We start from the raw sequence: 24,170 nt of genomic DNA on the forward strand, positions 1-24,170 counted from the left end.
TAATGATTTATGGTCAAAGAAGGTCAAATGGAGGGGATGGCATGGACGCAAGCCGTTTGACGGAAAAACTGCAAGAGGCGCTTATGGCGGCGCAGTCGCTCGCCAAAGAGCGGCATCATCAACAGCTTGATGTCGAACATCTTCTGCTGGCGCTCCTCGAGCAAGAAGATGGCTTGGCGCCGCGGCTGTTTGCCCTTTGCGGCGCCGACCGCGCTCAGGCGATCCGCTGGCTGCAAGACCGGCTTCGCCAAAAGCCGGAAGTGCACGGAGCGGGAGAGGGACAGATGTACGTTGCGCCTGCCTTGGCGCGGCTGCTTGAGGGGGCGGAAAACGAAGCGAAACGAATGCAAGATGAGTACATATCGGTCGAACATGTGCTACTCGCGCTGTCTCATGGCGCCGAGCCGGTTGCCCGGCAACTGGCATCGTTTGGCTTGACAGAGGAAGCACTGGTAGAAGCCGTGAGAAAGGTAAGGGGGAATCAACGCGTGACGAGTCCACATCCGGAAGCAACCTATGAAGCGTTGGCCAAATACGGGCGCGATCTTGTCGCCGAGGCGAAGGCGGGAAAAATCGACCCGGTCATCGGCCGCGACAGCGAAATTCGCCGCGTCATCCGCATTTTGTCGCGGAAGACGAAAAACAACCCGGTGCTGATCGGTGAGCCGGGCGTTGGGAAGACCGCTATTGTCGAGGGGCTCGCCCAGCGCATCGTGCGCAAAGACGTCCCGGACGGGTTGAAAGACAAAACGATTTTCGCTCTTGACATGAGCGCGCTCGTCGCCGGAGCGAAGTTTCGCGGTGAGTTTGAAGAGCGGCTGAGGGCTGTATTGAACGAAATTAAAAAAAGCGAGGGCCGCATCATCTTGTTTATCGACGAGCTGCACACGATCGTTGGCGCCGGCCGGGCCGAAGGGGCGATCGACGCCGGCAATATGTTAAAGCCAATGCTCGCCCGCGGCGAGCTGCGCTGCATCGGGGCGACGACGCTTGATGAGTACCGACAATACATCGAAAAAGACCCAGCGCTCGAACGCCGCTTCCAGCAAGTGCTCGTCCAAGAGCCGACCGTCGAGGATACGATTTCGATCTTGCGCGGATTGAAAGAGCGATACGAAGTGCACCATGGCGTGAAAATTCACGACCGGGCGCTCGTCGCGGCCGCGGTGTTGTCCGACCGCTACATCTCGGATCGCTTTTTGCCTGACAAAGCGATCGATCTCGTTGATGAGGCGTGCGCAACGATCCGGACGGAAATGGAATCAATGCCGTCGGAGCTTGATGAAGTGATGCGCCGCGTCATGCAGCTGGAAATTGAAGAGGCGGCGTTAAGCAAAGAGACGGATGAAGCGAGCCGCGAGCGGCTGGCGGCATTGCAAAAAGAACTCGCTGACTTGCGCGAAAAAGCGAATGCCATGAAAGCGCAATGGCAACAAGAGAAAGAGGCGCTTGACCGTGTCCGCCGCGTGCGCGAGGAACTTGAGCGGGCGAAGCGTGAGCTCGAGGACGCGGAAAACGACTACGATTTAAACAGGGCGGCCGAGCTGCGTCATGGACGGATCCCGCAGCTTGAGAAGCAGCTCAGGCAGCTCGAGCAAGAAATCAGCGAGCAACGGGAAGGAAAATTGCTGCGCGAGGAAGTGACGGAAGAAGAGATTGCCGAAATCGTGTCGCGCTGGACAGGCATTCCGCTCACCCGCCTTGTCGAAGGGGAGCGGGAAAAGCTGCTGCGGCTTCATGAATGGCTCCATAAGCGAGTCATCGGCCAAGACGAAGCGGTGGAGCTCGTCGCCGACGCCATCTTGCGGGCGCGGGCCGGGATGAAAGACCCGAACCGTCCAATCGGCTCGTTTTTGTTCCTTGGACCGACCGGCGTCGGCAAAACGGAGCTGGCCAAAGCGCTGGCCGAGGCGCTGTTTGACAGCGAGGAGCAGCTCATTCGCCTCGATATGTCCGAATACATGGAAAAACATGCTGTCTCCCGTTTGATCGGGGCGCCGCCCGGCTATGTCGGCTATGAGGAAGGCGGCCAGCTGACCGAGGCAGTGCGGCGCAAGCCGTATTCCGTTCTATTGTTCGATGAAATCGAAAAAGCTCATCCGGACGTGTTCAACATCCTGCTGCAGCTGCTCGATGACGGACGGCTCACCGACTCGCACGGGCGGACGGTCGATTTTAAAAACACAGTCGTCATTATGACATCGAACATCGGCTCGCCGCTGTTATTGGAACACAAAGACGGCGACATCGATGAACAGACGCGCAGCCAAGTGTTTGACCAATTGCGCGCCCATTTCCGCCCAGAATTTTTAAACCGGATCGACGATATCGTCTTATTTAAGCCATTGTCGATGAATGAGGTGAAAGGCATCATCGAAAAGTTCGCCCGCGAGCTGTCGGCCCGTTTGGCCGATCGGCATATCGAACTCGTGCTGACCGAAGCGGCGAAGCAATACATCGCCGAAGCGGGCTTCGATCCGGTCTACGGCGCCCGCCCCTTAAAGCGGTTTATGCAAAAGCAGATCGAAACGCCGCTTGCGAAAGAGCTGATCGCTGGGCGGGTGAAAGATTACAGCACCGTCACGGTCGATGCCGAAAACGGCCGGCTTGTCATTCGCCCAGAACCGTAAAGACACTGCGGCAAGAAAACGGGGAAGCTCTCCGGATGGTGTTGGCGCATCAGCGAGAAAACGATCGCTTGTTTTGGTCCAGTCATGACGCATGATCGATATTGCTGGCAAAGAGGGCCGCAGCTTAGGCTGCCTCATCCTTGTGCGGTCCATCACCTTGTCCAAAAGCGCCTTGCCTTTCGCAGGCGCCTTTTTCTTTTTCTTAAAGCCGATGTATAATGAGTGCGGACATATTTGTACTGGCACAAGGTGAAAAAGGGGAGTCGATCAAATGGCGCGCGAACGGAAGTTCTCATTGAACGAGCTGTTCCAACAGACAAAACAGCTTCTCCTTGAACACGGGTATGAAGGGTTTACGTTTGGATTGTTAGCAGAACGGCTTGGTGTGTCAAGAGCGGCCATCTATAAACATTTCGAGAATAAGGAAGAAGCCATTACCGCTTATATGGTGGATGAGATGGAGCAAGTGTTTGCCAAACTTGTTCATATTCATGACTGTCCGACGTTTGATGAACAGTTTCGATTTTTGCTTGACTTGATTTTGTACCATGACGATCTTCATCAAATGATCGCGATCGGAAGGCGCGTCCCGGATACGACTCCGGCTGTGCGGGCGAATAAGGCGCGTCTTGCAGAGTTTCACGAGCAGATGTATAAAGAGCTTGACCAGTTGGTAGAACGGGGGAAACAGGAAGGCAAAGTGAAACCGCACCTTCCCAACCGGATCGTTCTGGCGTATATTTTTCAATCGGTGACGGTCCCTCATTTTCCCGGCATTTCGCTTGACCAATGGGCGGAAAGCATTAAGGAGATCATCATGTATGGAGTGATGGATGGAAATTGACAGTGGCGTCACTTTCCCATTATGATAAGAATGTACCTAAAGTGACAAAAGTGTCACTTTAGGTACATTCAGGAAGAGTGGGGGATCGTGATGAATCAATGGCTGCATGTTTTGACCGACCGGGTGGCAACGAAAAAAGGAATGGGATGGACGTTGATCATTTGGCTTGCAGCGGTTTTCATACTGGGGGCTATTGCGCCAAGCGCCAAAGAGTATGAAGCGTCAAGCATTGAAACGCTTCCGGAAGAAGCGCAGTCGAGGGTGGCCGCAAAAAAGGTGGATCAGTATGTGTCAACGAGCGACGGTGTTCCGGCTATTTTTGTTTTTCATTCGGAGGATCGCCCAATTGCCAAGGATGAACTGCAACGTTTGGTCAGTCATATCCAACAAACGCACCGTGATGCATTTGAACAAGTCGTTCCAGTTGCATCGCTTCCGCCGAAAGCGATGGAAGGGTTCGTTTCCAAAGATGGGAAAACGATCGTTGTTCCGGCTGTCTACCGGTCGACGATGGAGTCTAAGGACATCCAAGCGGTGAATGATAAGATTCGCAAGTGGGTGAAAAAGGAAAGTGATGTAGCGGTCTATATCACAGGGCCGGCCGGTATTGCGGCTGATACGCTGGCGTTGTTTTCCCGTGCGGATATTGTGCTTATGCTGTCGACAGTTGGATTGATTCTTGTGTTATTGATCGTCATTTACCGCTCGCCGCTGTTGGCGTTGATCCCACTTGTAGCGGCCGGGTTGGTTTACGAAGTGGTGATGCAGCTGCTTGGGGTGATGGGCAAAGCCGGATTGGTGATCTCGAAACAGACGGTTTCGATTATGGCGATTTTGCTGTTTGCCGCGATCACCGATTATTCGTTGTTTATCTTTTCCCGTTATCGTGAAGAGCTGAAGCGGCATGAGAACAAATGGCAAGCGATGAAATGGGCCATGCGCGAGACGGGGCTGCCGGTGTTTTTCTCTGGGGGCACGGTGCTGGCGGCTATGCTTGTCTTGTTTTTTGCCAAAATCGGCGATTACCGGAATTTCGCCCCGACGTTTGCCTTGGCGATGGCCGTTATTATGATCGCTTCGGTCACATTGCTACCGGCGTTGTTTACATTGTTTGGCCGCAAAGCGTTTTGGCCGAACATCCCGCGCGTCGGCGGGAGTGATGAAAAAGGAACAAGCGGATTTTGGGGGAAAATCGGCCGTTTTGTTGTCGAAAAGCCTCGCTTGACGGTCTCCTTGATCGGCTTGCTGCTTGTCGTGATGGCGGGCCATACGACTGCGCTCCGGTATGAGTACGATTTGATCAAATCGTTTCCGGATGATATGCCGTCGCGCCAGGGATATGAATTGCTGGAACAGCATTTTGCCAAAGGGGAGCTGGCGCCGATAACGGTGTTGTATGAAGGAAAGGAGGCGCTGTCCCCGCAGCAGCTGAACCGGCTGCAGGATGAACTCGAAAAGCAGCCACTTGTCAGTGAGGTGCGCCCAGCCGGCACGGCAGATGATGGCCGTGTAGTCTCGTTTACACTGACGTTTCGTGAAAACCCGTATGATGTCGAAACGATCGATGCGATGGAACGAATCATGGACCGAAAGGAAGCAATCGTCCAAAAAAGCGGGTTGGACGGACGCCTTTATTTTGCCGGGGAAACAGCGGAAAAAGTGGATGAGCGGGTGTTGAATAAACGCGATATGATCGTGATTGTTTCGTTGGAAACGCTCTTGATTTTTTTGCTGCTCATTGCGCTGACACGATCGGTGAAGCGGTCCATGTATATGATGGCGACGATTCTCATTTCGTTTGCGGCCGCGCTTGGGCTCGGAATTTGGCTGGCCGATTGGCTGTTTGGCATCGACGCTGTCAGCGACCGTGTCCCGATTTATGCGTTTGTATTTTTAGTGGCGCTTGGCATTGACTACAATATTATGCTCGTCTCCCGTTTTCAGGAGGAGTGGAGAACGCATTCGCTTCATGAAGCGGTGAAGCGGGCGGTCGCCCATACCGGCGGCGTCATTTCTTCGGCCGGCCTCATTTTGGCGGCGACGTTTGCCGTGTTGATGACCCAACCTATACAGCTGTTGTTTGTGTTTGGGTTTCTTGTCGCCATTGGCATTTTGCTTGACACGTTTTTGATTCGCGGGATGTTGCTGCCAGGGCTTATTGCATGGTTGGAAAAAGAGCGGAGAGCGACAGCCGAGACGGGCGGTGAAACTGTATAGACAGCTGTAAAAAAACAACGCCTTAGAGATGGAATCTCCAAGGCGTTGTTCGTTTTTTAATAATGATGATCCCCAGCCGGCTCGTCCGGAATCAAAGCGGCGACGACAAGGACTAAAACGGTCACGATCACGCCGAGCAAGGCGCCGGTTGTGAAGTTGTAGCCGATGCCTTGCATCGAGCCCATGACGTACGTCGCCATTTGCACAAGCAAAAACGTCCAAAAAAACGTCCAAAACAAGCGCATCCCATTTCCTCCTATCTTCGCATCATTCCTTTTCCTATCATATCATAATTTGCTCGTTTAGGCATATACCCGGGCGTTTTTTTCTGCCCGGCATATCGTATACTGTACAACTATGTATCGTCAAACAAGGGTGAATTGAAACGATGGCAGGACAACGACGGTTTTTCCAACTCGATGAACAATGGTGCATCGTTCACGTGCCGGAGCGCCCAAACGGGTTTGCCCTTTTTTTAATGGGCGATGGCGACCATTTCGTGAATGAACAGACGAGTTTTTGGCTCGAGCATCCGAGACGGCGCCAGTGGCTGGACGAGTGGCTTGAACAAGGGTACACGGTGTTTTCATCTCATTTGTACGGCCGGCATTGGGGAAGCCCGAAGGCGGTCCGGCTGGCGCGCCAACTCATCTACTCGGTATTGAAAAGCGAGATCGTCAACCGACGCATCTATATCGTCGCCGAAGGAATGGGCGCGCTCGTCGCCCTGCAGTTGCTTGGCGTCATGCCGAGGCAAATCCGCGCCGTCGCCATGCTCAACCCTTGCCTTGATGTGCGCGCCCAGCTTGAACACGAGCGGGGCCACCCATTCGTGTATCGGCGGATGGTAAAAGAAATCGCCCTCGCTTACGGATTGAAGGAAGAGGAAGTGCCGGAGGGTGTCCCGTCTCTTTTCCTTAGCCCGCACGATGTCCCGGTGATGATTTGGCAGCTCGCCGGCGTGAGCGAATACCCGTCCGCATTGCATAGCCGGAAGTACGAACAATGGATGAAAACAACCAACCACCGGGTGCGCATCGTCTACCAGCTGCCGGAAAAGCGGCGCCAGCTTGCTTGGCAGATCGGGCAATTTTTTCGCCAATATAACGAACTCCCGTAAAGAGCGAAGGCAGACGCATGAGGTTGTTGCGTCTGCTATTTTTTCAATCCATCGATGAGCGAGGAGATTTTTTTGATGAGCGGTTTCAGCTGCTGCAACGAGTCCGTCAGCGTACCGACGTTTTCGACGAGTTTCATCAAATCAATGTTTGGCAGCGGGAGCGGCTCCGTTTTTGTTTGTTCGTCCCGCCGGCCGGTCCGTTTTGGAGGAAAGGGGCCGAACATGAGGCGGGAGAAGCGGTCGCGCTCTTCACGGCTTTGCCGGGATGATGGGACGTTCGCCATAAAATCAGTCCTCCTTTTTTCCTCATCGTTTGCTTGTCATTGTATTGTATGGCGGAGGTAAAACGTTGGTTTGGACAAATGCCTTCGGGCGGGAAGAAAGCAATAGGATTCCGGCCGGGAAGGCGCGCTTTTGCTATTGCGCATATGCGCTCTTTCCGTTAAAATTAGTACCAAGTAATAATAATTGGTTATGTGGACTGATTGTACGTTGACAATTGTGCTGTACTTGGGAGGCTTTTCGGTTATTTTGGAAGAAAAAAAGGAGATGAATGGTATGGGAGCAGGAATTATCGGGGTCGGCCGCTATGTGCCGGAAAAAGTGTTGACCAACTTTGATTTGGAAAAAATGATGGATACATCGGATGAATGGATCCGGACGCGCACCGGGATCGAGGAGCGCCGCATCGCTCCGGATGACATCGATACGTCCCATATGGCGTATTTTGCCGCAGAAAGGGCGCTTCAAGACGCTGGCATGGAGGCGAAGGATATTGATCTCATTTTAGTTGCCACCGTCACCCCGGACCGTCCGTTTCCGTCGGTCGCTTGCATGCTGCAAGAGCGGCTTGGCGCCGTCAACGCCGCTGCGCTTGATATTAGCGCTGCCTGCGCGGGGGTTATGTACGGGATGGTCACGGCCGCCCAATTTATTGACACAGGCACCTACAAGTATATATTAGTAGTGGGGGCAGACAAACTATCGAAAATCACCGATTGGACCGACCGCAACACGGCGGTGCTGTTCGGCGATGGCGCCGGAGCGGTCGTCATGGGTCCGGTGTCGCCCGGGCGCGGGATTTTATCTTTTGAGTTGGGAGCTGACGGAACAGGAGGAAAACATTTATACAAAGACGAATATATCGTCATGAACGGTCGTGAAGTATTCAAGTTCGCCGTCCGGCAAATGGGAGAATCAAGCGTGCGTGTGCTTGAAAAAGCCGGGCTCACGAAAGACGATGTCGACTTTCTCATTCCTCATCAAGCGAACATTCGCATCGTCGAAGCGGCCAGACAGCGGCTCGAGCTGCCGGAAGAGAAAATATCGACGACGATCCGCCGATATGGCAACACGTCGGCCGCATCTATTCCGATTTCGCTTGTAGAAGAGCTGGAAGCGGGTAAAATCAGTGACGATGATCTCATCATTATGGTCGGATTCGGCGGCGGGCTGACGTGGGGCGCGATCGCCTTGCGCTGGGGCCGTTAACGGCACGGATATTATCGAAATAAAAAAAGGAGAGACGGAAATGATGGAAAAAAGACGAGTCGTCGTGACAGGCATAGGCGCCGTCACCCCGCTTGGGAATGACGCAGAAACGACGTGGAAAAACATCATCGCCGGCCAGTCCGGCATCGACATTGTCACCCGCGTCAATCCGGACGACTTTCCGGCAAAAGTGGCGGCGGAAGTGAAAGACTTCGATCCGTCGCTGTTTATCGACCGCCGCGAGGCGCGGAAGATGGACCGATTTACCCAATTCGCCGTCGCTGCGGCGCTTATGGCGGTCAAAGATGCCAATCTCAACATTCATGAAAGCAACGCTGAACGGGTCGGTGTTTGGATTGGTTCTGGCATCGGCGGTATGGAGACGTTTGAGCAGCAGTTTGAAATTTTCCAGCAGCGCGGCTATCGCCGGGTGAGCCCGTTTTTCGTGCCGATGATGATTCCGGATATGGCTGCGGGGCAAGTCTCAATCATCCTTGGGGCGAAAGGAATGAATTCATGCACGGTCACCGCTTGCGCGACGGGCGCAAACTCGATCGGCGACGCGTTTCGGGTCATTCAGCGCGGCGATGCGGATGTGATGATCGCGGGGGGAACGGAGGCGCCGATTACGAAAATGTCGTTTGCCGGCTTTTGCGCGAATACGGCCCTTTCGACCAATCCGGATCCGAAAACGGCAAGCCGCCCGTTTGATAAAAACCGTGATGGCTTTGTCATGGGGGAAGGGGCAGGCATTATCGTGCTTGAAGAGCTGGAGCATGCGTTGCGCCGCGGGGCGAAAATTTACGCGGAAATTGTCGGCTACGGCGCGACGGCTGACGCATATCATATCACTGCACCGGCGCCGGGCGGTGAAGGCGGCGTGCGGGCGATGCGACTGGCGCTGCAGGATGCCGGCTTGCAGCCGGAGGACATCGACTACATTAACGCCCACGGCACAAGCACGGAGTACAATGACAAATATGAGACGATCGCCATTAAAGAAGTGTTTGGCGACCATGCCTATAAGCTTGCGATCAGTTCTACAAAATCGATGACCGGTCACCTGCTTGGCGCAACCGGCGCGGTGGAAGCCATTTTCTCTGTGTTGGCGATCCGCGATGGGGTCATTCCACCGACCATCAACTATGAAACGCCGGATCCGGAATGCGACTTGGACTATGTGCCGAACGAAGCCCGCCGGCAGACTGTGCGCGCAGTGTTAAGCAATTCGTTTGGATTTGGCGGCCATAACGCGACATTGATTTTCAAAGCGTATGCGCAATAGATAGCAATGAAGGCCATTAGCCTCGGCCGGACGAACCCGGCCCCGTTGGAAGACGGGCGCCGGGCTTCACTCCGGACGGGGCTTTTTTCGTTCACCGTCCCGGTTGCCTTGACATAAGGTAGCAAAAAGGGAGGGAAGACGATGGGACTGGCTCCAACTGATCGTTGGCTTGAACAAGATGAAGGCGATCCGCTCCGTGTTTGCGCCCGGCTGGCGCCGTTTTTTGCCGATGCACCAGCGCGCGCCATTCATCGTTATTTATGCTTATATGGCATGTATCGAAGCGCCCGGCAGGCCGTTCGCCTTTTGCCGGAGATGAAGGCAAAAGGCCTTTGGGAGCGGCTTGCCCGCTTATATGACGAACAGCGGGTGAGATGGAAAGGGCCTGACGTTCCGGTGTTTTTGCTTCCGGCGGATGACGAAAATCGGAAGCTTGTGCGCGAGTTTCAAGGAAAAGGCGGGGTGGCGTTTGCCGATAAGTTGTTTTTCTTCTTGTTGCCGGATCATCACGACGAGGAGATCGCCGCGTTGGTGGCGCATGAATACAACCATGTATGCCGTCTCAAGCAGTTGCCGAACGACGGCCAGGATGCGACATTGCTCGATGCCGTCGTCATGGAAGGACTGGCGGAGCATGCCGTCGCCGAGACGGTCGGCGTCAAGCAGTGTGCGGGATGGACGAAGTATTACACCGATCGAGAGATGGAACGGTTTTGGCGGCGCTATATTGTCCCGAACCAACATTTGCCCGTTTCGCATCCGCATACTTCCCGCATTTTGTACGGGCTTGGATGGCATCCGAAAATGGGAGGCTATGCTGTGGGGTATGCCGTCATCCGTCGTTGCCTAGAAAGAGGATATTCGCTTGTCCAATTGATGACGATGGAAGCGAAAGACATCGCGGAGTTGGCGGGCTTTTCAGGTGAACAGCAAGGAGTGTCTTAGATCGAAACCGCATGGTGACCGACGCTGTCCGATTATCACAAGAATCTTTGGGATATCGGGCGCAAACAGGCATGTTGTCCACGAAATCAACATATATGTAGAAACAAGGATGTGGACAAGAAGGAAGGGAAAGCCCGGTGGTCCGCCTGTTTTTTTATTTGGTCGGTTTCGGTTTTTCAGTCGTCGGCGGCATGATGGTGATCGCCTATCTAAACATCATCACGCCAGAGCGCGGTTTTAGCGAATACGTATCTTATATTTCGACAAGGGTGGAATGTTATTTATTCCCTATTGGCCTTCTTTTGATGTGGGGGAGCTTGACGTTTCCAAGCCGCAGCCCCTAGAGGGGGAAAGAGGACGAAATGGAATAAAATTCCCTCCCTCTGCCTATACTGATGGACAAACACGTCTGGAAGTGAGGGGTCTCGCATGCTTTATCTGCACGACATTTGGGTCAACTGGTTTGAAGGAGAAGAGAACGGATACAACGTCTGTCATTTCCATGAATGGCGCAAGGACGATCAAATCGAGCTGCTCGACCAAGTGCCGCTGTTAAAAGTATCCCCGGCCCTGTTTCATTACATTGAAAACAGCTTGTCCGATCTTCCAAAACCGCTGCTAGACGATGTACATCAGAAGGCGTATGTCCGCAAAAACCATGAACGCATTCAGCTGGACTATTGTTTCGTTGTCACGGACGGCGCCGGCGTTTTGGCTGTCGATACAATCGGTTATCAAATTCCGATTCGCAAAAGCCGCCTTATTCCGCGTCAGGAACAACTCGTCTACGAAATGGCGGCCGAAGCAGAGGAGCGGGATTATCCGCTGCCAAGGCATGAAAAAGAATACCACATTTTATCGCCGGCTCCGGAACTGATGTGCGGACTCACGCGCAAAGAGCGGCAGTTGAAACAGCTGTTGTTTATGGCGCTTGACCAGCTTTATTCGACAAAAAATACTGCCCAGATGCGCTATTGGTATACGGAATGGGCGCCGGAAAAATACGCCGCTATTCAAAAAATGTCTTTTGATGAAGCGTGGGAACAATTGTATAACGAGACGAAATACGGGTGGTCCGAACGGCATGAGCAGCTGTGCGAAAACTTGATCAAAGGGCAGCCATTTTTCGAAAAACTGTGGGAAATGGAGCAAGAACCAAAAGTCAATTAAAAAACGGGCCAAGGCGATAGGCGCCTGCCCGTTTTTGTATGGCTTCGCTGGATGCGGCTATTTACCGCCGTCGCCCGAGCCCCATGGCTTGCTCCATTTTGCGCACCATTTCCGATGCAACCCGATTTGCTTTTTCCGCCCCTTCATCGAGCACTCGGTCAAGCTCCTCGCTTTCCATCCAATGGTGATACCGCTCTTGAATCGGTCGAAGCGTTTCGATGACGACTTGAGCGAGGTCTGCTTTGAAGACGCCGTATCCTTTTCCTTCGTATTGCCGCTCCAACTCCTCGATCGATTGACCGGATAGCGTCGAATAAATATTGAGCAAGTTGGAAATGCCCGGCTTTGCTTCTTTGTCGTAGCGGATCGTTCCTTCTGAGTCGGTGACGGCGCTTTTGATCTTCTTCTCGATCGTTTTCGCATCGTCAAGCAGTGTAATGTACGCTTTCGGGTTGGGGTCGGATTTGCTCATTTTTTTCGTCGGGTCGACAAGCGACATGATGCGGGCGCCGACTTTCGGAATGCGCGCCTCAGGGATCGTGAACAGCTCGCCATACCGTTTGTTGAAGCGCTCGGCTAGATCGCGCGTCAATTCGATATGCTGCTTTTGATCATCGCCGACTGGGACGATGTCGGTGTTATAAAGCAAAATGTCAGCGGCCATCAGCGGCGGGTACGTGAGCAGTCCGGCGCTGACCGCCTCTTTGCCGGCCGATTTTTCTTTAAATTGCGTCATCCGCTCAAGTTCGCCGATGTAAACGATGCACTGCAGCATCCAAGCGGCTTGAGCGTGCGCCGGCACTTCAGACTGGATGAACAACGTCGCCTGCGTCGGGTCGATGCCGACGGCTAAATACAAAGCGGCAAGGCGGCGGATATTTTGCCGCAGTTCGTGAGGGTCTTGCCAAACGGTAATGGCGTGTTGGTCAACGATGCAAAAATAACAGTTGTATTCATGCTGCAATTCGACAAACTGCCGCAGCGCCCCGATGTAGTTGCCAAGGGTGATGACGCCGCTTGGCTGAATGCCGGAAAAAATGGTTTTCATCGATCTTCACTCCCTCAAGCCAAAAATAAAAAAGGCCCTGCCAGCCCTCTGATAGGGACGGTAGGACCGCGGTGCCACCCTATTTATTGCGTCAAGAAGCGCAATCGCTCAGCCCATGCTTTGCGCATGGCCCCTGTAACGCGGGGAACGTCCCCGCCTACTGCGTCGCCGGTTCGGCGGGAAGCTCGAAAGCCCATTCCATATGGCTAGCCGCTTGTTCGCACCGTCCACAAGCTCTCTGAAGGCATCGCCAATATGTACTCTTCTTTCTCATCGCTCGGTTGATCCTAGATTTGCCTTATATTATACGGAAAACATTCAGCTGTTGCAACCTTATTGCACGGCATATCCGGCGGCAATCATCGCCAGAAACAGAAGCAGACCGGAAAAGAGAAGCGGATACGTGATGGCGAAACGCCGCGGACCGAGCAGCTCATCCGATTCATGTTCTGCTGCCGCTTCCTCAAGATACCGCTCCACCTTCGTTCGATTCCTGCGCAATCGGCGAAACCCGTATGCGAATCCGCTGAAAAACCCGCGTTCATAAACAAACAAAAGCCCGCCAAGCGACAGAGGCAAAAGGGAGAGCAAAAACGAAACGTTAATAAAGGCCACCGTACTCCATGCTCCTTGCCCTATTACGATGAGTGCGCTTGCCGCCAGCATCGCGGCGACGAGCCATCCAGTCCGCACAGCCGTTTGTTTCATATCGTCTGTTCCCGCCTTTCCCTTCTCACTGCTTATTTTATCATAAATCATGTGGGCGGGAAGATTGTCAAAATTATTAACAAAATTATATTGAAAAATATAGAAGAAACCTGGAAGTTCAGGAGAGATTTGCTTCGCAGCTGAGAGAAAGGGCAAAAAAATTATATTGTAAGCGCTTTCTTTTTTATAGGCAGAAATTTTTTATTTGCAATGGTGACAAAAGTCAGCACAACACGGATGGAAATGCAAGCTGATCCTCATCCCACTTATAAGTAGTTTGAAATTTTTTTATTTAAGAAAATAAAAAAATCCTTTTCAAATATACTAACACAGGATATAATAAGCGATGTAAGTACAATCTTCTGAAATCAAATGGTTCAGAAGATTTGTAATACGCTACATAAATTTTAAGGGGGGTTTTTTAGTGAAGAAGCGATTCTCTTTCTTCCTCGTCCTGCTTCTCGCGCTGTCGACGTTTTTAGCGGCGTGCGGCGGAGGCAAGGACAACAACAACGCTCAAGGCGGCCAGGGCGGCGAAAAGCCGGCGGAGAAGAAGGAGCAGGTGCTGAACTTGCTTGAAAGCCAAGAGATCCCGTCGCTTGATTCGGCGCTCGCCACTGATGCGGTGTCGTTCATTGTTTTGAACAACGTCATGGAAGGTCTGTACCGTTTAGGCAAAGACAACAAGCCGGTGCCAGGGATCGCGGAAAGCTATGAAGTGAGCCAAGACGGCAAAACGTACACGTTCAAGCTTCGCCAAGACGCGAAGTGGTCGAACGGCGATCCGGTGACGGCGCACGATTTTGAATTCGCTTGGAAGCGCGTGCTTGATCCGAAGACGAAATCGGAATATGCGTACATTATGTACGACATTAAAAACGCCGAAGAAGCCAACACAGGCAAGGTGCCGCTTGACCAAGTCGGCGTCAAAGCCCTTGATGACTACACCTTGAAAGTCGAGCTGAAAAACCCAGTTCCGTATTTCGTCGGCTTGACGGCGTTTGGCACGTTCATGCCGCAAAACGAAAAATTTGTGAAAGCGCAAGGCGACAAATACGGTCTCGAAGCTAATACGACGCTTTACAATGGCCCGTTCGTGTTGAGCGAGTGGAAGCACGAACAAGGTTGGGTATATACGAAAAACCCAAACTACTGGGACAAAGACAACGTCAAGCTGGAAAAAGTCAATGTGAAAGTTGTGAAAGACACGGCAACGGCCGTCAACTTGTATGAAACAAAACAAGCGGACCGCGTCGGCTTGACGGCGGAGTTCGTGGATAAGTACAAAAACGACAAAAACTTCCATACGAAATTGGATCCGTCGCTCTATTGGCTGCGCATGAACACGAAAAAAGAACCGCTGAACAACGTCAACGCCCGCAAAGCGATTGCGATGGCCATCGACACGCAAGCGATGGTCGATACGCTCTTGAACAACGGTTCGATTCCGGCGAAGTTCACCGTTCCGAAAGACTTCGTCACCGGTCCGGATGGCAAAGACTTCCGCGATGTGAATGGCGATTTGGTCAATTACAATCCGGATGAAGCGAAAAAATTGTGGGAGCAAGCGAAAAAAGAGCTGGGCAAAGACAAATTTACGCTTGAACTGCTGAACTATGACACCGACAACGCGAAGAAAATCGGCGAGTATGTGAAAGCGCAGCTTGAACAAAACTTGCCGGGCTTGACGATCAACATTAAGCAACAACCGTTTGCACAAAAACTGAAGCTCGAAAGCAACATGCAATATGATTTGTCGTTCTCCGGCTGGGGTCCGGACTATCAAGACCCAATGACGTTCCTGCAGCTTTGGACGTCGACAAGCCCGCACAACGAAACAGGCTGGTCGAATCCTGAGTACGACAAGCTGATCAAAGACGCGCAAACGACGCTTGCCAACGATCAGCAAGCTCGTTGGGATGCGATGCTGAAAGCAGAAAAAATCGTCTTTGAAGGAATGCCGATCGCTCCGCTGTACCAACGCGGCGTTGCCTATTTGCAACGCGAGTATGTCAAAGACTTCGTCACGCATACATTCGGCGCCGACTACAGCTTGAAATGGGCGTATGTCGAGTAATCCGTTGTTCTCTTGAAAATGCGGAGGAGAGTATATGCCTAGGCATATACTCTCCTTTTGCCTGCCAAGGCGAAAAATGTCGAAAAACAACGAAGATTATAGAAAAGCAGAGGAGGTGCGGTCATGGCGCGGTATACGCTTCAGCGGTTCGTTTATATGATCATCACGTTGTTTATCATTGCGACGTTGACGTTCTTTTTAATGAAGCTGCTGCCTGGTTCGCCGCTTCAGAACCAAGAGAAATTAACGCCGGAACAGAAGGCGCTTATTTTAAAAGAGTACGGATTGGATAAGCCCGTGCCGGTTCAATACATTCAATATTTAGGGAATTTGCTGAAAGGAGACTTGGGGGTATCGTTCCAATATGACAACCGCCCCGTGACAGAGCTCATCAGCGATCGAATCGGCCCGTCGGCCCAGCTCGGGTTTCAGGCGATTGTGTTTGGGACGATCGTCGGGTTGATTCTCGGAATTGTCGCGGCGATTCGACATAATCATTGGGAAGATTACACCGCTACGGTCATTGCGGTGTTGGGCGCCTCGATCCCGTCGTTTGTGTTAGGGGGGTTTTTGCAATATTTTATCGCTGTGAAACTGCAATGGCTTCCGGTCGCTTTTTGGGAAGGCTTCAAATATACGATTCTCCCGACATTGGCGCTGTCTGTCGGGGTCATCGCTAGCATCGCCCGTTTTATGCGCACAGAAATGCTGGAAGTGTTAAGCTCTGACTACATTTTGACGGCTCGGGCGAAAGGGATCAGCCAGGCGGGGGTTATCATCAAGCACGCCATCCGCAACTCGCTTATCCCCGTCATTACCATTTTAGGACCGATGACCGTCAATTTAATGACGGGAACGCTTGTCATTGAGAAACTGTTTGCTGTCCCTGGTCTTGGGGAGCAGTTTGTCCGTTCGATTGAACTGAACGATTACCCGGTTATTATGGGAACGACGTTGTTTTATTCCGCCTTGTTGATTTTGGCAGTATTCATCGTTGATGTGTTGTACGGGGTTGTCGACCCACGCATCCGGTTAGCGGGAGGGAAAAAATGATGGCGAAACAACAATACGAACAACTGTCACCGGAATGGTTTCAGCCCGCCCCGCCGAACGTTGGTGAGCAGGAAAAAATCAATCGTCCAAGCTTGACGTTTTGGCAGGATGCTTGGCTTCGCCTTCGGGAAAACAAGGCAGCGATCGTCGGGCTCGTGATGATTATCATCTTGGCGCTCATGGCGATCATCGCCCCGATGGCGAGCGACCGGACGTATAAAGATCAAAACTTGCGGCATGCGAAACTTCCGCCGAAAATCCCGGTGCTTGAACATATTCATTGGCTTCCGTTTGACGGCCGGGATGCGAACGGCGTTGATGTGTATAAACAGCGCGGCGTGAAAGAGTACTATTGGTTTGGCACGGATGACTTAGGACGCGACTTGTGGGTGAGGACGTGGTATGGCACGCGTATCTCCCTTTACATTGGTTTGCTGGCGGCGTTGATCGACTTATTGATCGGCATTGCGTACGGCGGCATTTCCGGCTACTATGGCGGCCGCGTCGACAATGTGATGCAGCGGATCATCGAAATTTTAAACGGCATCCCGTATTTAATTATGGTCATTTTGTTCATTTTGATTTTTGAGCCTGGAATCATTTCCATCACGCTGGCGATGGTCATTACCGGTTGGACGACGATGGCGCGGATCGTGCGCGGGCAAGTGTTGAAATTAAAGAACATGGAATACGTGCTGGCGGCAAGGACGCTCGGAGCGCCGACATCACGGCTTATTTTCAAACATTTGATCCCGAACGTCATCGGCCCAATCATCATTACGACGATGTTCACAATTCCATCGGCCATCTTCACTGAGGCGTTTTTGAGCTTTATCGGCCTTGGCATCCGTCCGCCGGAAGCGTCGCTTGGCTCGCTTGTCAATGACGGGTATAAATCGATTCAAACGTATCCGCATTTAATGATTATTCCAGCGGTTGTGATCAGCTTGCTCATTTTAAGCTTCAACTTGGTGGCAGACGGAATTCGCGATGCGCTCGACCCGAAAATGCGCAAATAGCCGACGGAAGGGGTGAAACCGATGGAGAAAATTTTGCAGGTGAACGATTTGCATATTTCCTTTGACATCCACGCCGGTGAAGTGCAGGCGGTTCGCGGCGTCACGTTCGACTTGTATAAGGGAGAAACGCTGGCGATCGTCGGCGAGTCGGGGTCTGGGAAATCCGTGACATCCAAGGCGTTGATGCGCCTGTTGCCGACGCCGCCGAGCCGAATCAAGCAAGGGGAAATTTTATTTGAAGGAAAAGACTTGACCAAGCTGTCGGAGAAAGACATGCAATCGATCCGCGGGGCGAAAATTTCGATGATTTTCCAAGATCCGATGACGTCGCTCAACCCGACGATGACGATCGGAAAGCAAATTATGGAATCGATTTTAAAACATCAAAAGCTGTCGAAAGAGGAAGCGCGCAAACGGGCGATTGAACTATTGCAGCTGGTCGGCATTAAAAACGCCGAGCTGCGCATGAAGCAATACCCGCACCAATTTTCCGGCGGAATGCGCCAGCGTGTTGTCATCGCCATCGCCTTGGCGTGCAATCCGAAAATTTTGATCGCCGATGAACCGACGACCGCGCTGGATGTGACGATTCAGGCGCAAATTTTGGAGCTCATGAAAGACATTCAGAAAAAGCTCGGCATGTCGATTATTTTCATCACCCATGATTTAGGGGTTGTCGCCAACATGGCCGATCGAGTGGCGGTGATGTATGCCGGGAAAATCGTGGAGATCGGCACGGTGGATGAAATTTTTTACAATCCGAAACATCCGTACACGTGGGGATTGCTCGCCTCGATGCCGAGCCTTGATCATAAAGATACGGAGCTGTATTCGATCCCGGGCTCGCCGCCGGATTTGTTAAATCCGCCAAAAGGCGATGCGTTTGCGCCGCGCAATCCGTATGCGCTCAAAATCGACTATGAGCTCGAGCCGCCGATGTTCCAAGTGTCTGATACGCACTATGCGGCGACATGGCTGTTGCATGAAAAGGCACCGAAAGTGGAACCGCCGGCGATCGTGCGCGAACGGATGAAACGGTTTGCTGACATCGTCGCCCGGAAAGGAGGGAAGCCGCGTGGCTAAGCAAAAGCTGCTTGAAGTGAAAAACTTAAAACAATACTTCCCGGCCGGCCGCGGCGAGGTCGTCAAAGCGGTCGACGGCGTCACCTTTGACATTTATAAAGGGGAAACGTTCGGCCTTGTCGGCGAGTCGGGCTGCGGCAAGTCGACAACGGGGCGGACGATCATTCGGCTGTATGAGGCGACAGACGGAGAAGTACTGTTTAACGGCGTTAACGTACACGGCAAAAAATCAAAAAAAGAGCTGAAAGAGTTAAACCGAAAAATGCAAATGATTTTCCAAGATCCGTATGCGTCGCTCAATCCGCGGATGACGGTCGCCGACATTATCGCTGAGGGCATTGACATCCACGGATTGGCGAAAACGAAAGAGGAGCGGATGCAGCGCGTCTATGAGCTGCTTGAGACGGTCGGGTTGAACCGCGAGCATGCGAGCCGCTACCCGCATGAGTTTTCCGGCGGTCAGCGTCAGCGGATCGGCATCGCCCGGGCGCTTGCCGTCGAGCCGGAATTCATCATCGCCGATGAGCCGATCTCGGCGCTTGACGTTTCTATCCAAGCGCAAGTCGTCAACTTGCTCAAGCGGCTGCAGCGGGAAAAAGGGCTGACGTATTTGTTTATCGCCCATGACTTATCGATGGTGAAATACATCAGCGACCGGATCGGCGTCATGTATTTCGGGAAAATGGTCGAGCTCGCTGAATCGGAAGAGCTGTACCGCAATCCGATCCATCCGTATACAAAGGCATTGCTCTCCGCTATTCCGCTTCCAGATCCGGAAACGGAGCGGACGCGCAAGCGGATCATGTACGACCCGGCGCAACATGGCTACAAAGACGGAGAGGAACTCGAATTCCGCGAAATTACGCCTGGCCATTTTGTGCTTTGTTCAGAGGAAGAATATAAGCGGTATCGGGCGATGTATGCCTAGCCGAATCGAAAAAAGCGCCGCTCTTTCACCGCCGCATGGTGCGAACGGTGAAAGAGGCGGCACCCGCCTATGCGCCTGTTTTGGCGCGTTATTTTTTTCCCCCGACGACTTTCCATCCTTGTTGGATGCGGCGGGAGGCCTCGACATGCTTTCCACTTTTGTTTCGGCCGAACATCCGCTCTCCGATCGTGTTGCTGATGTTCCCCATCAATGCGGTGAGGACGACGATCAATGCCGAAGCAATGGCAAAGTCGATGAAATAGCCGGCCATCGGTTCTTCCTCCCTTTTCCTTTTCTACTTTGATTGTAGAGGATTTGCCTTCACTTTGGAAGAGGAAAGAAAGAAAATTGCATTTATCATCGAAAAACTATATCTTTCTTGGCCGATGTATTGTATAATATATCATGTTAAAGTCATTTCAATTTGCAAACGATTGGCAAAGCGGCTGATCGCCAGACTGGCGTCCAGGCCGTGTCGCTATGCTGTCAGACGTCAAACCGGCATAGCGGTGCACGTCTGTCGTCTGACGGACGAGGGAAGCAAGGGATTCCTTGTGAAAAAGGAGTGATCAAAATGGTCAAACTATACACATCACCGAGCTGCACGTCATGCCGGAAGGCGAAGGCGTGGCTCGAGAAGCACGATATTCCTTATGTCGAACGCAATATTTTCTCTGAACCGCTCACGGTTGAAGAGATTAAAGAAATTTTGCGGATGACGGAAACGGGAACGGATGAAATCATTTCGACCCGTTCGAAAGTGTTCCAAAAGTTGAACATTAACTTGGAATCTTTGCCGTTGCAAGATTTGTACGAGCTGATTCAGAAAAACCCAGGCATTTTGCGCCGGCCGATCATCATTGACGAAAAACGGCTGCAAGTCGGTTATAACGAAGATGAAATCCGCCGTTTTTTGCCGCGCAAAGTGCGGGCCTACCAACTCCGCGAAGCGCAGCGGCTGGTAAACGGGTAAGAAAAACTTCTACATGGCTTGCCATGTAGAAGTTTTTTCACACTTGCCGGTCAGCGCACGGCGCGCGTCCGCCGGTTGGCTGCAAAGCCGAGCAAAACGGCAAGAACGGCCGTTAAGACCGGAAACAACGCCTCCCAGCGCGGGTCGTAAAACGGACGCAACCGCTCTTCGGCAGTGATCATGTTTCCGGCTGTGTATGCCAAAAGGGCGCCGCCGGCATAAATCAGAAACGAAAACCGTTCCATGGCATAAAGGATGATTTTGCTGCCTAAAATGATGATAGGAACAGAACAAAGAAAGCCAAAGATGACAAGCCCCATATGTCCTTGGGATGCTCCGGCGATGGCGATGACGTTGTCCATGCCCATAACGACATCGGCGGCGACGATCGTCTGGACGGCTTTCCAAAGCGACGGTTCGGCTTTAATGGCGGCATGTTTTTCGTCTTTTTGCCCCATGAGCTTCAAGGCGATCCAAAACAGGAGGAGGCCGCCAGCTAGCTGCAGAAACGGGATGGTCAACAGCCATACGACCGCTGCGGTCAGCAAAATGCGGACGGCGATCGCCAGCGCCGTGCCGAGGACAATGGCGATGTTCCGCTTTTGTTCCGGCAAGTTGCGGCTTGCTAACGCAATGACAACCGCATTGTCCCCGCCGAGAATGACATCGATGCCAATGATTAATAAAATCGAGATGAAATATTCATCCACCATAGACGTCCCTCATTCCGTCCGTGTTCATCACCATTATAGTAGGACATGGCCGGTTTCATAACCAATTTTTAAAAATACGTTTTTTTATTTCCCTTCTTTCGCTTTTTATCATAAAATAAAAGTACAAGATCATAAGTTTTGATTTAAATAGTTTCAGGGGCACAATCCCTTCCTTTTTTATTTCTCTGTTTTAGAAGGGAGAGTTGAGAAATGGAAATCGAACGCATCAATGAACATACGGTGAAGTTCTACATTTCCTATGTTGATATAGAGGAGCGCGGCTTTGACCGCGAGGAAATTTGGTACAATCGGGAACGAAGCGAAGAATTGTTTTGGGAAATGATGGATGAGGTTCACGGCGAAAGCGATTTTTCGCTTGACGGTCCGCTTTGGATTCAAGTGCAGGCGCTTGAGAAAGGACTTGAGGTTGTTGTAACGAAAGCGCAGCTGTCCAAAGACGGCAGCAAGCTCGAGCTGCCGCTTCCAGAAGAGAAATGGCGCGAGTTTTCGCTCTCGGCTGATGAGAAGATCGAATCGCTGTTCGGCCATCACTTCCATTTCGGGCGGAACAATGCGGCCGGAGACGAAGAAGCACAAGACGTGCTTCAATTTATCATTTCGTTCAAAGACATTGAAGACGTCATCTCCTTGGCTCACCGCGCCGACTTTTCAAGTTTGTCGAATCGTTTATTCCAGTTTGAAGGGCGTTATTACTTGTTCGTACAATTTACCGAACAATATAGCGAGCATGATATCGACAATATGCTCAGCCTTCTTCTGGAATACGGAAACGATTCACAGCTGACGATTTACCGCCTTGAGGAATACGGAACTGAAATTATGGGCGACAATGCGCTTGAGACCGTAAAACGGTATTTTCCAGCTCCATAACCTTTTCGTTCATTCGCCGATTTCGCCGCCAGAAATCGGCGTTTTCTTTGTTGGGGCGCTTGGAGGGGGCGGACAGAAAACGCGGGTTGACCCTGTTGTTTTCAAATGGAGAAGCTTTATAACAGCACGCTTTTTCGCACCCGTCGGTCACTGATTTCGAAAATGGCTGCTTTCCCGACCCTTCTAGATAGGAAAGAGAAGGGAAAACCGTGAAACCGTTGGCCGTGAAGTCAAGTATAAAGAATAAGGGGAAAGAGGAACATCAGTTGGAGGGGTTTGGTTGAGAAACGCATCAAGAGTGGCCATTCTTGCTGGCATCGTCGGCCTGTTGCTGGCTTTGACGCACGATTATTGGGAAGGGAAGCTCCTCGGCATTTTCAGCGTGCTCATCTCTTGTTCAGTGGTGTTTATTGCCTTTGTCATTTCGCTTGAAAACCGAAAGCCGGCACAAACGATCGCCTGGCTGGCGGTGTTAGGCAGTTTCCCGATCGTTGGCTTTTTGTTTTATTTATTGTTCGGACGCAACTACTGGCAGCAGCGTCGCTTTAAAAAGAAAGCGGATTTTGATGAGGCGGTGCTGTTAAGGTTTCAAGAGCCGTCGCCGATTGCGATCGAGCGGCTGCCCATGGCTGCCCATCAGCGTCCGTTGTTGCATCTTGCTTACCGCATTGGCCAACACCCTGTGTCATTGGCATCGCAAACGGCAGTATTGACCAACGGCGACGAGACGTTTGCGGCGATTTTTGCTGAGTTGGAGAAAGCGGAGCATCATATCCACTTGGAATATTATATTGTTCGTCATGATGAAATCGGACAAAAACTGAAGCGTGTTTTGATAGAAAAGGCGCGCCAAGGTGTGCGCGTCCGTTTTTTGTATGATGCTGTCGGCAGCTGGAAGCTGTCGAACGATTATATCGAAGAGCTGCGCGCTGCCGGGGTTGAGATGATCCCGTTTTCGCCGGTGCGCCTGCCGTTTTTAAGCAACCAAATCAACTTCCGCAACCACCGGAAAATCATCGTCATTGACGGGAGTGTTGGCTTTGTCGGCGGGCTGAATATTGGCGACGAGTATTTAGGAAAAAACGAGTATTTCGGATTTTGGCGCGACACGCATTTGTTGATCCGGGGCGAAGCAGTCCGGACGTTGCAGCTTATTTTTTTGCAAGATTGGTATTATATGACGGGAGAGCGGCTGCTGACGCCGGACTACTTGTCGCCGCCTCTCATTGTAGAAGAAGGGCAAGGCGGCGTCCAGCTCATCGCCGGCGGTCCGGATCAAAAGTGGGAGGTCATTAAGCAGCTGTATTTTGCTATGATCACAGCAGCGAAACGGTCGATTTGGGTGGCTTCGCCGTATTTTGTGCCGGATGAAGACATTTTGACGGCGCTGAAAGTGGCAGCGCTAAGCGGCATTGATGTGCGGGTGCTTGCGCCGAAGCGGCCGGACAAAAAAATCGTTTTTTACGCTTCTCGCTCGTATTTCCCAGAGTTGCTGGAGGCAGGGGTAAAAATTTATGAGTATGAACGCGGGTTTTTGCACAGCAAAGTCATTGTCGTCGATGGCGAGCTGGCTTCAATCGGCACAGCGAACATGGATATGCGCAGTTTTCATTTGAATTTTGAAGTGAACGCCTTTTTGTATTATACCGACAGCATTCATAAACTCGTCCGCGACTTTTTGGAAGATTTTCGCCACGCTTCCATGATCGACTACGAACAGTTTCAACAGCGCCCGTTCCGGGTGCGTATCGCTGAATCGGTCTCCCGGCTGTTGTCGCCTCTGTTGTAACCAACCGCTTGTAAACGCCAGTCCGCCGAATCGGCGGACTTTTTTCGACGCAGTTTGGCTTTGGGCAGGAAAACCGGCGATGGTCAACGAATAAAAGGGAAGAACCGAACGGTGAAGGGGGGGCAGCAGAGAACAATTCCAGCTGTTCCCGCTCACGGACAACTATTTTTTACTGGAAAGGAAGTG

Annotated in this window: 23 protein-coding genes and 1 other annotated feature; of the genes, 17 read left to right on the forward strand and 6 right to left on the reverse strand. The window is 52.0% G+C overall.

The window, feature by feature from the left end; all coding sequences use genetic code 11:
* The first annotated feature begins 41 nt into the window (after positions 1-41).
* The 3 genes from clpB (at position 42) to CV945_RS05365 (ending at position 5,691) form a co-directional block, all read left to right on the forward strand.
* Positions 42-2,630 carry an ATP-dependent chaperone ClpB gene (gene clpB / locus CV945_RS05355; RefSeq protein WP_100659290.1) on the forward strand — a complete coding sequence of 863 codons (2,589 nt, stop codon included), beginning with the start codon at positions 42-44 and terminating at the stop codon, positions 2,628-2,630.
* Between the two features lie 271 nt (positions 2,631-2,901).
* Positions 2,902-3,474: a TetR/AcrR family transcriptional regulator gene (locus CV945_RS05360; protein WP_100659291.1), complete on the forward strand. Its 573-nt coding sequence runs from the start codon at positions 2,902-2,904 to the stop codon at positions 3,472-3,474.
* Positions 3,475-3,564: 90 nt separating this feature from the next.
* Entirely contained in the window at positions 3,565-5,691 is a 2,127-nt protein-coding gene (locus CV945_RS05365) for an MMPL family transporter (protein WP_094239703.1), read from the forward strand.
* 56 nt (positions 5,692-5,747) lie between these two features.
* Here CV945_RS05365 and CV945_RS05370 read toward each other — a convergent pair whose 3' ends face one another.
* Entirely contained in the window at positions 5,748-5,936 is a 189-nt protein-coding gene (locus CV945_RS05370) for a YjzD family protein (RefSeq protein WP_063210636.1), read from the reverse strand.
* Positions 5,937-6,079: 143 nt separating this feature from the next.
* Between CV945_RS05370 and CV945_RS05375 the strand changes: the two genes are divergently transcribed.
* Positions 6,080-6,811: an alpha/beta hydrolase gene (locus CV945_RS05375; RefSeq protein WP_198518483.1), complete on the forward strand. Its 732-nt coding sequence runs from the start codon at positions 6,080-6,082 to the stop codon at positions 6,809-6,811.
* Positions 6,812-6,846: 35 nt separating this feature from the next.
* Here the strand turns inward: CV945_RS05375 and CV945_RS05380 are convergent, their stop codons facing one another.
* Positions 6,847-7,095: a hypothetical protein gene (locus CV945_RS05380; protein ID WP_047817923.1), complete on the reverse strand. Its 249-nt coding sequence runs from the start codon at positions 7,093-7,095 to the stop codon at positions 6,847-6,849.
* Positions 7,096-7,369: 274 nt separating this feature from the next.
* Between CV945_RS05380 and CV945_RS05385 the strand changes: the two genes are divergently transcribed.
* From CV945_RS05385 to CV945_RS05405, 5 genes are all read left to right on the forward strand, one after another.
* A complete protein-coding gene (locus tag CV945_RS05385) occupies positions 7,370-8,302 on the forward strand; it encodes a beta-ketoacyl-ACP synthase III (RefSeq protein ID WP_100659292.1) in 933 nt (310 codons plus the stop codon).
* 43 nt (positions 8,303-8,345) lie between these two features.
* Positions 8,346-9,587 (forward strand): beta-ketoacyl-ACP synthase II, encoded by a 1,242-nt coding sequence (gene fabF, locus CV945_RS05390; RefSeq protein ID WP_100659332.1) that lies wholly within the window; start codon positions 8,346-8,348, stop codon positions 9,585-9,587.
* 141 nt (positions 9,588-9,728) lie between these two features.
* Positions 9,729-10,532, forward strand: coding sequence for a DUF2268 domain-containing putative Zn-dependent protease (locus tag CV945_RS05395; RefSeq protein WP_100659293.1), 804 nt, complete (start codon positions 9,729-9,731; stop codon positions 10,530-10,532).
* 137 nt (positions 10,533-10,669) lie between these two features.
* Positions 10,670-10,876, forward strand: a complete 207-nt coding sequence (locus CV945_RS05400) for a YuzI family membrane protein (protein WP_100659294.1) — start codon at positions 10,670-10,672, stop codon at positions 10,874-10,876.
* Positions 10,877-10,961: 85 nt separating this feature from the next.
* Positions 10,962-11,702, forward strand: coding sequence for a YjbA family protein (locus CV945_RS05405; RefSeq protein ID WP_100659295.1), 741 nt, complete (start codon positions 10,962-10,964; stop codon positions 11,700-11,702).
* A gap of 61 nt (positions 11,703-11,763) precedes the next feature.
* Here the strand turns inward: CV945_RS05405 and trpS are convergent, their stop codons facing one another.
* Together trpS and CV945_RS05415 are read right to left on the reverse strand one after the other, a co-directional pair.
* On the reverse strand, positions 11,764-12,750 hold the full coding sequence (gene trpS, locus CV945_RS05410) for a tryptophan--tRNA ligase (RefSeq protein ID WP_013146076.1): 987 nt from the start codon (positions 12,748-12,750) through the stop codon (positions 11,764-11,766).
* Between the two features lie 50 nt (positions 12,751-12,800).
* Positions 12,801-13,033 (reverse strand) — a binding site (T-box leader).
* Between the two features lie 50 nt (positions 13,034-13,083).
* Positions 13,084-13,458, reverse strand: a complete 375-nt coding sequence (locus CV945_RS05415) for a DUF3899 domain-containing protein (protein WP_011230311.1) — start codon at positions 13,456-13,458, stop codon at positions 13,084-13,086.
* Between the two features lie 424 nt (positions 13,459-13,882).
* Between CV945_RS05415 and CV945_RS05420 the strand changes: the two genes are divergently transcribed.
* From CV945_RS05420 to CV945_RS05440, 5 genes are all read left to right on the forward strand, one after another.
* The gene (locus CV945_RS05420) at positions 13,883-15,535 is read left to right on the forward strand and encodes a peptide ABC transporter substrate-binding protein (RefSeq protein WP_100659296.1); all 1,653 of its coding nucleotides are present in this window, start codon (positions 13,883-13,885) and stop codon (positions 15,533-15,535) included.
* Positions 15,536-15,658: 123 nt separating this feature from the next.
* Positions 15,659-16,588, forward strand: coding sequence for an oligopeptide ABC transporter permease (gene opp3b, locus CV945_RS05425; protein WP_011230313.1), 930 nt, complete (start codon positions 15,659-15,661; stop codon positions 16,586-16,588).
* Positions 16,585-17,607 carry an oligopeptide ABC transporter permease gene (gene opp3C, locus CV945_RS05430; RefSeq protein WP_044743398.1) on the forward strand — a complete coding sequence of 341 codons (1,023 nt, stop codon included), beginning with the start codon at positions 16,585-16,587 and terminating at the stop codon, positions 17,605-17,607. The genes opp3b and opp3C overlap by 4 nt, the downstream gene beginning before the upstream one ends.
* A 21-nt stretch (positions 17,608-17,628) precedes the next feature.
* A complete protein-coding gene (locus CV945_RS05435; protein ID WP_063165572.1) occupies positions 17,629-18,690 on the forward strand; it encodes an ABC transporter ATP-binding protein in 1,062 nt (353 codons plus the stop codon).
* Positions 18,683-19,618: an ABC transporter ATP-binding protein gene (locus CV945_RS05440; protein WP_033010429.1), complete on the forward strand. Its 936-nt coding sequence runs from the start codon at positions 18,683-18,685 to the stop codon at positions 19,616-19,618. Before CV945_RS05435 ends, CV945_RS05440 begins: the two co-directional genes overlap by 8 nt.
* A gap of 88 nt (positions 19,619-19,706) precedes the next feature.
* On the opposite strand, the gene CV945_RS05445 is transcribed toward CV945_RS05440, so the two are convergent.
* Positions 19,707-19,889: a hypothetical protein gene (locus CV945_RS05445; RefSeq protein ID WP_011230317.1), complete on the reverse strand. Its 183-nt coding sequence runs from the start codon at positions 19,887-19,889 to the stop codon at positions 19,707-19,709.
* A gap of 303 nt (positions 19,890-20,192) precedes the next feature.
* On the opposite strand from CV945_RS05445, the gene spxA reads away from it, so the two are divergent.
* Complete coding sequence (gene spxA / locus CV945_RS05450) at positions 20,193-20,591, forward strand: transcriptional regulator SpxA (protein ID WP_008878970.1); 399 nt, start codon at positions 20,193-20,195, stop codon at positions 20,589-20,591.
* Positions 20,592-20,641: 50 nt separating this feature from the next.
* Here the strand turns inward: spxA and CV945_RS05455 are convergent, their stop codons facing one another.
* Positions 20,642-21,304: a TerC family protein gene (locus tag CV945_RS05455; RefSeq protein WP_100659297.1), complete on the reverse strand. Its 663-nt coding sequence runs from the start codon at positions 21,302-21,304 to the stop codon at positions 20,642-20,644.
* Positions 21,305-21,514: 210 nt separating this feature from the next.
* On the opposite strand from CV945_RS05455, the gene mecA reads away from it, so the two are divergent.
* Positions 21,515-22,195 carry an adaptor protein MecA gene (gene mecA, locus CV945_RS05460; protein ID WP_100659298.1) on the forward strand — a complete coding sequence of 227 codons (681 nt, stop codon included), beginning with the start codon at positions 21,515-21,517 and terminating at the stop codon, positions 22,193-22,195.
* Positions 22,196-22,475: 280 nt separating this feature from the next.
* Positions 22,476-23,984 carry a cardiolipin synthase gene (gene cls / locus CV945_RS05465; RefSeq protein ID WP_100659299.1) on the forward strand — a complete coding sequence of 503 codons (1,509 nt, stop codon included), beginning with the start codon at positions 22,476-22,478 and terminating at the stop codon, positions 23,982-23,984.
* Positions 23,985-24,170: the final 186 nt, after the last annotated feature.

It is taken from the genome of Geobacillus sp. Manikaran-105, from assembly GCF_002809955.1.
GTDB lineage: Bacteria > Bacillota > Bacilli > Bacillales > Anoxybacillaceae > Geobacillus > Geobacillus thermophilus.

What these genes read in the sequence shown, in the direction of transcription:
- clpB (WP_100659290.1), top strand. Translation starts at nt 42, where the DNA reads ATGGACGCAAGCCGTTTGACGGAAAAACTGCAAGAGGCGCTTATGGCG.
- CV945_RS05360 (WP_100659291.1), top strand. Translation starts at nt 2,902, where the DNA reads ATGGCGCGCGAACGGAAGTTCTCATTGAACGAGCTGTTCCAACAGACA.
- CV945_RS05365 (WP_094239703.1), top strand. Translation starts at nt 3,565, where the DNA reads ATGAATCAATGGCTGCATGTTTTGACCGACCGGGTGGCAACGAAAAAA.
- CV945_RS05370 (WP_063210636.1), bottom strand. Translation starts at nt 5,936, where the DNA reads ATGCGCTTGTTTTGGACGTTTTTTTGGACGTTTTTGCTTGTGCAAATG.
- CV945_RS05375 (WP_198518483.1), top strand. Translation starts at nt 6,080, where the DNA reads ATGGCAGGACAACGACGGTTTTTCCAACTCGATGAACAATGGTGCATC.
- CV945_RS05380 (WP_047817923.1), bottom strand. Translation starts at nt 7,095, where the DNA reads ATGGCGAACGTCCCATCATCCCGGCAAAGCCGTGAAGAGCGCGACCGC.
- CV945_RS05385 (WP_100659292.1), top strand. Translation starts at nt 7,370, where the DNA reads ATGGGAGCAGGAATTATCGGGGTCGGCCGCTATGTGCCGGAAAAAGTG.
- fabF (WP_100659332.1), top strand. Translation starts at nt 8,346, where the DNA reads ATGGAAAAAAGACGAGTCGTCGTGACAGGCATAGGCGCCGTCACCCCG.
- CV945_RS05395 (WP_100659293.1), top strand. Translation starts at nt 9,729, where the DNA reads ATGGGACTGGCTCCAACTGATCGTTGGCTTGAACAAGATGAAGGCGAT.
- CV945_RS05405 (WP_100659295.1), top strand. Translation starts at nt 10,962, where the DNA reads ATGCTTTATCTGCACGACATTTGGGTCAACTGGTTTGAAGGAGAAGAG.
- trpS (WP_013146076.1), bottom strand. Translation starts at nt 12,750, where the DNA reads ATGAAAACCATTTTTTCCGGCATTCAGCCAAGCGGCGTCATCACCCTT.
- CV945_RS05415 (WP_011230311.1), bottom strand. Translation starts at nt 13,458, where the DNA reads ATGAAACAAACGGCTGTGCGGACTGGATGGCTCGTCGCCGCGATGCTG.
- opp3b (WP_011230313.1), top strand. Translation starts at nt 15,659, where the DNA reads ATGGCGCGGTATACGCTTCAGCGGTTCGTTTATATGATCATCACGTTG.
- opp3C (WP_044743398.1), top strand. Translation starts at nt 16,585, where the DNA reads ATGATGGCGAAACAACAATACGAACAACTGTCACCGGAATGGTTTCAG.
- CV945_RS05435 (WP_063165572.1), top strand. Translation starts at nt 17,629, where the DNA reads ATGGAGAAAATTTTGCAGGTGAACGATTTGCATATTTCCTTTGACATC.
- CV945_RS05445 (WP_011230317.1), bottom strand. Translation starts at nt 19,889, where the DNA reads ATGGCCGGCTATTTCATCGACTTTGCCATTGCTTCGGCATTGATCGTC.
- spxA (WP_008878970.1), top strand. Translation starts at nt 20,193, where the DNA reads ATGGTCAAACTATACACATCACCGAGCTGCACGTCATGCCGGAAGGCG.
- CV945_RS05455 (WP_100659297.1), bottom strand. Translation starts at nt 21,304, where the DNA reads ATGGTGGATGAATATTTCATCTCGATTTTATTAATCATTGGCATCGAT.
- mecA (WP_100659298.1), top strand. Translation starts at nt 21,515, where the DNA reads ATGGAAATCGAACGCATCAATGAACATACGGTGAAGTTCTACATTTCC.